The sequence below is a fragment of the Priestia aryabhattai B8W22 genome, from assembly GCF_000956595.1.
Taxonomy (GTDB): Bacteria; Bacillota; Bacilli; order Bacillales; family Bacillaceae_H; genus Priestia; species Priestia aryabhattai.
Genome location: NZ_JYOO01000032.1, coordinates 45206 through 54203, shown reverse-complemented (window position 1 = coordinate 54203; position 8998 = coordinate 45206). Strand labels below are relative to the sequence as shown.

The 8998-nt window shown below is 38.1% G+C and carries 13 protein-coding genes; 9 read left to right on the top strand and 4 right to left on the bottom strand.

What is annotated here, in order from left to right:
- Positions 1 to 91: 91 nt before the first annotated feature.
- Positions 92 to 415, bottom strand: coding sequence for a winged helix-turn-helix transcriptional regulator (locus N178_RS20925; RefSeq protein ID WP_045294609.1), 324 nt, complete (start codon positions 413 to 415; stop codon positions 92 to 94).
- Between the two features lie 356 nt (positions 416 to 771).
- On the opposite strand from N178_RS20925, the gene N178_RS20920 reads away from it, so the two are divergent.
- The 4 genes from N178_RS20920 to N178_RS20905 all read left to right on the top strand — a co-directional run bounded on the left by N178_RS20920 (position 772) and on the right by N178_RS20905 (position 3898).
- The gene (locus tag N178_RS20920; protein WP_045294607.1) at positions 772 to 1521 is read left to right on the top strand and encodes a GTP cyclohydrolase II; all 750 of its coding nucleotides are present in this window, start codon (positions 772 to 774) and stop codon (positions 1519 to 1521) included.
- Positions 1518 to 2609 carry a bifunctional diaminohydroxyphosphoribosylaminopyrimidine deaminase/5-amino-6-(5-phosphoribosylamino)uracil reductase RibD gene (gene ribD, locus N178_RS20915; protein WP_045294605.1) on the top strand — a complete coding sequence of 364 codons (1092 nt, stop codon included), beginning with the start codon at positions 1518 to 1520 and terminating at the stop codon, positions 2607 to 2609. Before N178_RS20920 ends, ribD begins: the two co-directional genes overlap by 4 nt.
- A 64-nt stretch (positions 2610 to 2673) precedes the next feature.
- Positions 2674 to 2862, top strand: a complete 189-nt coding sequence (locus tag N178_RS20910) for a hypothetical protein (RefSeq protein WP_045294603.1) — start codon at positions 2674 to 2676, stop codon at positions 2860 to 2862.
- 160 nt (positions 2863 to 3022) lie between these two features.
- Positions 3023 to 3898: a helix-turn-helix domain-containing protein gene (locus tag N178_RS20905; RefSeq protein WP_014460489.1), complete on the top strand. Its 876-nt coding sequence runs from the start codon at positions 3023 to 3025 to the stop codon at positions 3896 to 3898.
- A 303-nt stretch (positions 3899 to 4201) separates the two neighbouring features.
- Here the strand turns inward: N178_RS20905 and N178_RS27230 are convergent, their stop codons facing one another.
- Together N178_RS27230 and N178_RS20900 are read right to left on the bottom strand one after the other, a co-directional pair.
- Positions 4202 to 4348: a hypothetical protein gene (locus tag N178_RS27230; protein ID WP_013056671.1), complete on the bottom strand. Its 147-nt coding sequence runs from the start codon at positions 4346 to 4348 to the stop codon at positions 4202 to 4204.
- Between the two features lie 12 nt (positions 4349 to 4360).
- Positions 4361 to 4585, bottom strand: coding sequence for a DUF3892 domain-containing protein (locus N178_RS20900; RefSeq protein ID WP_013056672.1), 225 nt, complete (start codon positions 4583 to 4585; stop codon positions 4361 to 4363).
- 104 nt (positions 4586 to 4689) lie between these two features.
- Between N178_RS20900 and N178_RS20895 the strand changes: the two genes are divergently transcribed.
- The 4 genes from N178_RS20895 (at position 4690) to N178_RS20885 (ending at position 6991) form a co-directional block, all read left to right on the top strand.
- Positions 4690 to 5370, top strand: coding sequence for a class I SAM-dependent methyltransferase (locus tag N178_RS20895; protein WP_029714870.1), 681 nt, complete (start codon positions 4690 to 4692; stop codon positions 5368 to 5370).
- A gap of 65 nt (positions 5371 to 5435) precedes the next feature.
- Complete coding sequence (locus N178_RS26170; RefSeq protein ID WP_013056674.1) at positions 5436 to 5564, top strand: YuzL family protein; 129 nt, start codon at positions 5436 to 5438, stop codon at positions 5562 to 5564.
- 368 nt (positions 5565 to 5932) lie between these two features.
- On the top strand, positions 5933 to 6211 hold the full coding sequence (locus tag N178_RS20890; protein ID WP_285843091.1) for a CD3324 family protein: 279 nt from the start codon (positions 5933 to 5935) through the stop codon (positions 6209 to 6211).
- Between the two features lie 135 nt (positions 6212 to 6346).
- Positions 6347 to 6991 (top strand): FusB/FusC family EF-G-binding protein, encoded by a 645-nt coding sequence (locus N178_RS20885; protein ID WP_045294601.1) that lies wholly within the window; start codon positions 6347 to 6349, stop codon positions 6989 to 6991.
- Positions 6992 to 7066: 75 nt separating this feature from the next.
- Here N178_RS20885 and N178_RS20880 read toward each other — a convergent pair whose 3' ends face one another.
- Positions 7067 to 7909, bottom strand: coding sequence for a sulfurtransferase (locus tag N178_RS20880; RefSeq protein WP_045294599.1), 843 nt, complete (start codon positions 7907 to 7909; stop codon positions 7067 to 7069).
- Between the two features lie 245 nt (positions 7910 to 8154).
- Between N178_RS20880 and N178_RS20875 the strand changes: the two genes are divergently transcribed.
- Entirely contained in the window at positions 8155 to 8904 is a 750-nt protein-coding gene (locus N178_RS20875) for a Cof-type HAD-IIB family hydrolase (RefSeq protein WP_045294597.1), read from the top strand.
- Positions 8905 to 8998 lie beyond the last annotated feature (94 nt).

Here is an 8998-nt window from a genome sequence, read left to right as displayed (position 1 = left end):
AAGCACGTCTTTTTTTATTTATGGAGCTCTAAAGAGAACGGTCGTGAGCTTATCCGTGTACAAGCCCTCCTGATTTCTTTAGAGATTTCTTTTATTCCACTTCTTCTTTTGTAATCCACTCACTGGACCATATTTGAATTTCCTGAATCACCGGCGCCAGAGCTAATCCTTTTTCGGATAACGAATACTCGATTCGAACAGGAGTTTCCGGAATAACCGTACGAATGACGATTCCTTCATGCTCTAATTCTTTTAAGCGCTCGGATAAGAGCCTTCCGCTTACTGGAAGTGCTTCTTGCATTTGAGAAAACCGTTGTGAGCCGGAAAGCAGCTGAAAAATGATCAAACTCGTCCAACGTTTCGTTAGTATAGTAACAGCCTTTTCAAAACGCGGGCAGAGTGCTAAACCGTCCATGTTATTACCTCCATTCTCTTCCTATAGTATAAAGCAAAGTCACTATTTTATCTAGTGTTGTGTAATTTAATTACTTAAAGAATATAAATTACTTTACGTATTTATATTTTAATTATATAATTTATATAATTATAGAAGTTAATTACTAAAAGTAACCAAAAGAGCATAAAAGCTTTACAAGATAAATATATCGTCATATAATACTTTAAGCAAGTAAAGTTACTTACTTTTAGTAAGCTGATACATCAATTAAAAAAGATAAATGTAGTGAAGTGCTAGAAAAAATATTTGTTCATGTGAGAGATTGAGCACAATGTGAAAATAGTAGATAAGTGAAAGACACATAAGAGGAGGAAATGACTGTGATTAACGAAAAAGTTGTTTCAATTTTAAAAGATAAAATTAACGTCGTAAAAAATGATGATCATTTTATTTATATAGTAGGACCTATCACGCTTCCTGTGAATCTAGAGGGCGAGACACAAGTATTTAGTTGGTATTCATGGCTGCGTTCTGATAATGTAAAAGAAGGAGCCTTAAGTACAGAACAGCTCATTGAAAAAATGCAAGGAGCTAATTTGGCAGATATGCAGCAATCGAGTGTTCTTGTGTACGGAGATTTTGAAGAGTCGCATGACGCGCTCATTCGTATGCACAGCATCTGTCATACGGGAGATATATTCGGAAGCAAACGCTGCGACTGCGGTTTTCAATTAAAACAATCTATGAAAATGATCGTCGAAAATGGAAGCGGAGCGCTATTTTATTTAGCAAATCACGAGGGACGCGGCATTGGCTTATTCAGCAAAGCAATGGCATACGTGCTTCAAGAAAACGGATTTGATACGGTAGAGGCGAATGAAGGGTTAGGATTTGAAGATGATACTCGCAGCTACAGTGATGCCATCAGCGTGTTAAAAGTGCTGCGTCAAAAACCGGTTACGCTGATTACGAATAATCCGAAAAAGCTAATCGCGCTTGAGAAAAACGGCGCACTTTTATCAGGGCGCGTTCCACTTTGGGGAGATGTATCTCAGTTTAATGAAAAGTATTTAGATACTAAAGTTAAACGTTCAGGACACTTAAAAGAGGAGGTTCTTCTTTGATCAATCACGAATTTTATATGAATATAGCTTTACAAAACGCAAAAGCAACAAAAGGACAAACAGAGCCAAATCCGCTTGTAGGATCGGTCATTGTAAACGATAATCGAATCGTTGGAATTGGTACGCATTTAAAAGCTGGCGAACCGCACGCTGAAATTCACGCGCTGCGAATGGCTGGTGAACAAGCAAAAGGGGCGACTGCTTACGTAACGCTAGAGCCTTGTTCACACCACGGACGTACAGGTCCTTGTGCTGAAGCGCTAGTTGAAGCCGGTGTAAAAAAAGTGGTCATAGCAACTTTAGACCCCAATCCTTTAGTAGCAGGTAATGGAGTTAAAATTTTAGAAAACGCAGGCATTGAGGTCATAACAGGTGTATGTGAAGAAGAGTCACGTCAAATGAATGAAGTCTTCAATAAGTATATTGTAACGAAGAAGCCGTTTGTTTCATTAAAGTCAGCGATTACGTTAGACGGTAAAATAGCAACTGCCTCTTCTCACAGCAAGTGGATTACGTCTGAGGAAGCTCGTTTGGATGTACATCAGCTGCGTCATGAAACGGCGGGTATCTTAGTAGGGGTGAACACGGTCATTAAGGATAACCCCGAGCTGACAACTCGCATCGAAGGTGGCCGAAGCCCAATTCGTATTGTGATGGATTCGAAGCTGCGTATGCCCCTTGATTCCAAGTTAGCAACGGATTCTTTAGCCCCAACGTGGGTATTTACAAGTCAAAGCTATTCAAAAGAAAAAAAAGAACAGCTCGAAAAGCAAGGCGTCGAAGTATTTGTCACAAGCGGTGAGGACAAAGTAAATCTTGAAGATATGCTTTCTGTACTAGGTGAGAAATTCGTTTCGTCTCTTTTAATTGAAGGAGGCGGGGAAGTGAATGCCGCATTCTTGGAAAATCGCTTAATTGACAAATTGGTACTATATATGGCACCAAAGCTTTCAGGAGGAAAAGAAGCTCCTACTTTCCTAGAAGGAAAAGGCGTAGAAAAAATGTGGGACGCAGTGGACGTGGAGCGTCTTTCTGTTACTTCAATCGGTAAAGATTTTAAGTTTGTTGGATATCCTGTTTATAAATGAAAAATGTAAATGTGGCGGATAAAAAAGTAGTTTAGTTAAAGGAAAATCCGAGCGAAGCTGATTCTTGATTAAGAATCAGCTTCGCTCGGATTTTTTTATTGGTGTGGTGAACGTAGGTTTCATGTATACAGGTGCTTTTAGCGGTGTAACAAGTAGTTCAGATCATTTAACCTATTGTTCGTCTTTAGATTGGATTGATGTAGCTATGTCTCAATCTCATTTTTTTGCAGGATTTTTTAGAGAAGAGGAATAATACACTATTTTACTCTTATAGATTAATTTGCTATTATAGGGAATGGTCAATTTCGAAACATTGTATAAATTTTTAACGTGTTTACAGTTGACTATCTAAATAAAAGCACTATATGTTTATAGAGAGAATATATTATGTGAAAGTAAGGGTGAGAAAAGAGATGAGAGAGTATAGAATTGGGAGTGTTATGAGAGACCTTCGCAAAATGGCAGGGTTGACACAACAAGAATTATCAAGAGACATTTGTACACAAGCGCAAATCAGCAAAATTGAAAATGGTGAAGAATATCCATCAAGCATTACCCTCTATAAAATTTCTAAGCGCCTTGGCGTAGATGTTAACTACTTTTTTGATAGTGTAGAATCACCTCGACTTGATTACGTAGATGCGGTCCAATCGTTAATTCGTCAATATATTCGTCAGAGAGATTATGATGCTATTCATAATATCATTGTAAAAGAAAAAGAAAGTCCCCTGTTTCAAAATCCGCTGAACAAGCAATTTTTAATGTGGCACGAAGGTATTTGCGTGTATTACATTCATCATAATAAAGAAGATGCGCTGTCTAAAATGTACCAAGCGATCGAGCTTACTAAGCAATCGGCAACGTTTTATAAAGAAAGAGAAATTGAAATTTTAAATAGCATTGGGATTATTCTTTATGAAGAGAAAGAGTATGAACAGGCTCTAGATACATATCAAACAGCACTCAAAAGCTTAAATGAGCTGCCCCAAACAAAAGACGAAAATATAAAAATTAGAATTTTAAATGCACTTGCCAAAACGCTTGGAGATATGAGTAACTATGATGAATCATTAATATATAGCAACCGAGGAATCGATTTGTGCATTAGTAATGAATCAATGTATCTATTTGGAGAACTTCATTACCAAGCAGGAGAGAGCTTAATCAAATTAGGTAAAATTGAACAAGGTAAAGAATATATGGAAAAGTCTATGACCATTTTCACCTTGCAACGAAACGAGCGATTCGTCAAGCTAGTAGAAAAAGAACTTGAAGCTCTATTTGTTTAAAATATTCCTATCATTATAATTTTTGAGAAATTTCTATCAAAATGGAGGAAATCCATGGTTTTAAGGTGATAAATGCTGATAGAAAGGAATTCATCTACTTTTATCCTGTGATACACTAGAGTCAAATCAAAGAAAGAGGAGGAAATAATTATGAAAAAAGTATTAGTCGGTATGGCATTAGCGTTTACATTAGTAGCAGGTGTTGCTTCAGTTGGAACAAGCGTCGCAACAGGAGATTTTTCAACATTAGGTCTTCCTAGCCAACATTAATAAAAAAGCCGTGCTTTTTCGCACGGCTTTTTTTTATTGTGTTTTACTTGACTGATCTTTGTTGCGTTTGTTTCCCTTTGAATTATCCCCGCTTGAAATTTCTTCACCCATTTCTACAAGGTGGTGCTGGGTTTTTGGATTACTTTGATTAGCGCTTCCTTTGTTATTCTTTTTAGTCATCTTCATTCTCCTTTAAAACGATGGCAATGCATCGAGATTATTTGTTTTGTCATGATCAGGAATGCTGCGAATATACGTACCGCCGTCTTTCCCTACAAAGGTACTCACATGCTCAACGTCCCCGGCTTCTACTTTCTTTAACGCTTCTTCATAGGTTAAAACGTCTCCTGAAGCCGTTTGGAATTCTAAGAGGTCACCGTCTGCATTTTTACGTACTGCAACGAAACGTTCTTTCATACACATAAACACCTTCCTTTACATCTATATGGTTGCTGAAATAGTCGTTTTTATTCATTATAAAAAGTGATAAGGTAAAGAAAAGAGTGCAAAGGGGATAAAAAATGACAACATTTAATTGGCATGATCAAGCTCAAGACGAGTGGAATCAAAAAGTATCATTTTGGAATAGCCGAAGTGAAGAAATGTGGAAAAACGGAAGCCGGAAAACAGTGATTCCATTTATTCAAAAACATCTTAAAAAAGGCGCTTTGCTAGCAGACGTCGGCTGTGGTGATGGGTTTGGAACTTCTCTTCTAGCAGCTTCTGGATATAAAGCAATCGGTCTTGATTTATCAGAAGAAATGGTTCAAAAAGCATCCGAGCTGCATAAAAGTGAAAATTTGTCGTTTGCTCAAGCTGATATTATGAAGCTCCCGCTGTCTTCTGAATCAGTAGAAGGGGTTATGGTAATCAACGCTTTAGAATGGACGGAGCACCCGCGATTAGCTCTGAAGGAATTGCACCGAGTTGTAAAAAGAGGAGGATATGCATGTGTAGGTATTCTTGGGCCAACTGCTCAGCCACGTACCAATAGTTATCAAAGACTATATGGGGAAGACGTTATTTGCAATACGATGATGCCGTGGGAGTTTGAACAGCTTGCAAAAGAAAATGGATGGGAAGTAATTGATGGCGAAGGTGTATATAAGCGAAATGTTACAGATAAGCTGATTGGACAGCTTCCACAGGAATTAAAACAAGCCTTAACGTTTCTATGGTTATTTATGCTCAAGAAACAATAAAAACAGCACGCGTCTCCTTATATGTAGCTGTACAAAGGGTACACTACAAACTGGAGGTGAGTGACATGAGTAAAATTAAAAAAGACCGCTCAAAATCAGAGCTAGGTTCACCAAATGTAGAAGGACAAGGGACGACCACTTCTGAACAAGGTGTTCAAAGCAGTTCAGCTAACAAAAAACAGAAGCGTTCATAACAAAAACAAAACGAACTTGCAGGGAAAACAACGAGCTCACTGCAAGTTCGTTTTATTTATGGTGTCATCTTTATAAGTAAGAAGGTGTTGTGTGCAAGATTATAGATAGTTTATAATAAAATATGAGCCAATAATTGTAATTTTCTACAAGTTTGGTTTACATTCGATGTAAAGCGGAGGTGTAATAAATGGTAAATAAAAGATATTTACCAGATACTGCAGCGTCTCATGCAAAGCCTGATATTAGAAAGGCGATACTTTGCATGGGGTGGACGGTTTAGTAAGATACATCGCCTAACCGAGCATATCTCATTTCTAATATATATATGGCTTTGCCCCTTATTGTATAAGCAAAATCACATAAGGAGCTGGCAGAAATGACGTATGTAAAAGCAACAAATATTTTACCTGAAGAGCTGATTAGTGAAATTCAAAAATACATTCAAGGAGAAACCATTTATATTCCAAAGCCGCAGAAGGCAAAAAGAAAATGGGGAACTTGCTCTGGTGGAAGAAAGTTGATCGATGAACGAAACGAACGTATTAAGAAGTTGTTTAAAAAAGGAACTTCAATTGAAGAACTAGCCCGTGAATACTTCTTATCAACCGAAACCATCAAAAAAATTGTATACAAAAAGCAACGGTAAAAATCAAGCGCTGGCGGCTGAATGCCCGCGCTTTTTTAGGTAGAGTTTAATTCTGATTTATTTTTTACATTTCGTAAGAGGAGTCCATACGGTAAAGTAAAAAGTAGCTGATTAAATGAAGAAGGAGTGAAGAACGTGGAAGCGTTTATAAGAAATGATCAATATAACTTTATCAAAAGCCAAACGCAAATCCTTATCAATGGGTATGGAACAGTGAATAATTCCGATGTGCTGCTGGCCTTAAAAGCTCTTGCAAAAGAAAAAGTCTTACATGCGTTTGATGTTCTTAGCGAGGAACAGGAAGAATTGCTGCTACCAGTTGCTGAAGTTAGAACTAAGGAACAAGCAGAAGTGTTTTTAGAAACGATAAAGCCTTACGTGATTCCATTTAAATCTTTTACAGAAGCTGGCGTAAAAAAATTGTTTCCGAAAGTGAAAAAGTTAAAGGTTCCTTCTGCTGATAGCATTGATCTAACGAGCATTTCCTATATTAGCTGGATCGATAAAGGCTCAAACAGAAAGTTTATCGTAGCGCAGGATCTCTATACTCAGAAGCTAAAAGGTATTCAAGGAACGTTTAAGCCTATCAACCAGAAGGGAATATGCACACTTTGTCACAGCTACGAAGAAGTCGGTATGTTCACTGCTGAAATCAAAGGAACTGTTCAAGGAACATTTACCCAACGAGGAAATTATATTTGTCAAGATAGCGAAGCATGTAATCAAAATTTACTTACCTTAGATCGGCTTCATGACTTTATGTTGAGGCTCAGTAAATAGCATGCGACTAATAAGAAAAGTACAAAAAAAGAAGGTTCAGTCCCTATACTTTTGGTGAGACTGAGCCTTCTTTGTCTATCTGTTTTTCTCAATGGGATTGTCACGATAGCTAATCCAATCGCTCCAGCTGCCGGCATATAATTTTACATTTGGAAAACCGGCTGATTTTAAAGCTAAAACGTTAGGGCAGGCAGATACACCTGATCCGCAGTATACAATGATTTCAGCGTGAGAATCAATAGCTGAAAACATCTCCTTCCACTCTTTATCTGTTTTCCATAAACCTTCTGAAGTTAACACATCTTGCCAAAAAGAATGAATGGCGCCTGGAATATGTCCTGCTACAAAATCAATGGGTTCTTCTAAGCCGAGATATCTCTTTTTTTCACGAGAGTCGACAAGAACAACATTAAGATTATGAAGATTCTCTTTTACGTATTCAACTCCTACAAGTCCCCAATCTTGTTGAATGAAAGGTACAAAAGTTTGAGGAGAAGCTGCTGGAACGCTCTTCGTTGTTTCATATCCCGATTGTTTCCAGTTATTAAAACCTCCATTTAAAATTTGGACGTATTCAATTCCTATATATCGCAGTAGCCACCATGTTCTTGAAGCCATCATTCCGTTTTGTTCATCATAAACGACGACTTTTGAATCAGCATTAATTCCTAAGCGGCCGAGCTTCTGAGCTAGCTTTTGAACATCGGGCAGCGGGTGTCTGCCTCCGTGAGAAGCAGCCACAGAGGACAAATCTTTTTCTAAATCCAAATAATGAGCATCCGGGAGGTGCTCATTCTGATAAGCATCTGCGCCTGCCTCAGGCTTTCCAAGGGTAAATCGGCAGTCGAGCAACACAATGGAGTGTTGAGGTTGTTGTAATGCAGTATGTAAGTCAGCCGGTGAAATAATAGTGTTCATAACATTCACATCCTTTTACCAAAATTCTAGTTGAAATAAATAAAAATGAAAAGCGTTAAATATAAATTACGGCAAAGGTATGCTGCTTTCCTTCAATTATTCCCCATAAAATAATTGACCATTTTAGCGCTTATCTGATGCAGAGTGAAATGCTCCTGTGCTACAGTTATAGTAAGAGTTACATAGTATAAGCCAAATGCTCAGGGTAATGTCATACTTACTACTGATGAGAAGGAGAGAGAAAGATGCAAACAAATGAAAAGAAAGAATTTAAACTGATTGCACTAGATATGGATGGAACCCTGCTGAACAATCAGCAAGAAATTCCTGAAGAAAATCGCGCGGCCATTGCTAAAGCTCAAGAACAAGGTGTTCATGTGGTATTAAGCACGGGGCGATCTCTTTTAACATGCCGTGAATACGCGCAATCTCTTCAGCTGTCTTCTTACCTTATTACAGTAAACGGAAGTGAAATTTGGGATGAATCTGGACAGCTTGTAGAACGAAAGTTAATTGATGCTTCACACATTGAGAAAATGTGGAATTTAACGCAAGAGCATAAGCTTACCTTTTGGGCTGTGACTACGGATAAAGTATGGAGAGATGAATTTCCAGAAGATATTGCTTCACAGGAATGGCTGAAGTTTGGCTACGATATTCCAGATGATGCTTTACGAGAAGAAGTGCTGAAACAAATAGCAGGCATTTCAGATTTTGAAATCAGCAACTCTAGTTTAACGAATTTAGAAATTAATGCACTTGGTATTAACAAAGCAAAAGGGATCATGACTGTATGTGACCGTTTGGGCATTTCAATGGATGAAGTCATTGCAATGGGAGACAGCTTAAATGATATGGCTATGATTGAAGCGGCAGGTTGTGGAATAGCCATGGGAAATGCTCAGGAAGCTGTAAAAGAAGCAGCGGACTGGGTGACAGATACAAATGTCAATAATGGAGTAGCGAAGGCTATTAGCCACTGGGTACTGAAATAACAGCAGCTCTACACAGCAGGCGGCACTGTTGCACCACTTAACTACTTCCCGCATAAACTGATACTGGATGCCTCCCTTAGAGTTCGTCTTATAC

Bases quoted from the DNA above. Each gene is read 5' to 3' on its own strand.
- N178_RS20925 (WP_045294609.1), bottom strand. From the start codon at position 415: ATGGACGGTTTAGCACTCTGCCCGCGTTTTGAAAAGGCTGTTACTATA.
- N178_RS20920 (WP_045294607.1), top strand. From the start codon at position 772: ATGACTGTGATTAACGAAAAAGTTGTTTCAATTTTAAAAGATAAAATT.
- N178_RS20905 (WP_014460489.1), top strand. From the start codon at position 3,023: ATGAGAGAGTATAGAATTGGGAGTGTTATGAGAGACCTTCGCAAAATG.
- N178_RS27230 (WP_013056671.1), bottom strand. From the start codon at position 4,348: ATGACTAAAAAGAATAACAAAGGAAGCGCTAATCAAAGTAATCCAAAA.
- N178_RS20900 (WP_013056672.1), bottom strand. From the start codon at position 4,585: ATGAAAGAACGTTTCGTTGCAGTACGTAAAAATGCAGACGGTGACCTC.
- N178_RS20895 (WP_029714870.1), top strand. From the start codon at position 4,690: ATGACAACATTTAATTGGCATGATCAAGCTCAAGACGAGTGGAATCAA.
- N178_RS26170 (WP_013056674.1), top strand. From the start codon at position 5,436: ATGAGTAAAATTAAAAAAGACCGCTCAAAATCAGAGCTAGGTTCACCA.
- N178_RS20880 (WP_045294599.1), bottom strand. From the start codon at position 7,909: ATGAACACTATTATTTCACCGGCTGACTTACATACTGCATTACAACAA.
- N178_RS20875 (WP_045294597.1), top strand. From the start codon at position 8,155: ATGCAAACAAATGAAAAGAAAGAATTTAAACTGATTGCACTAGATATG.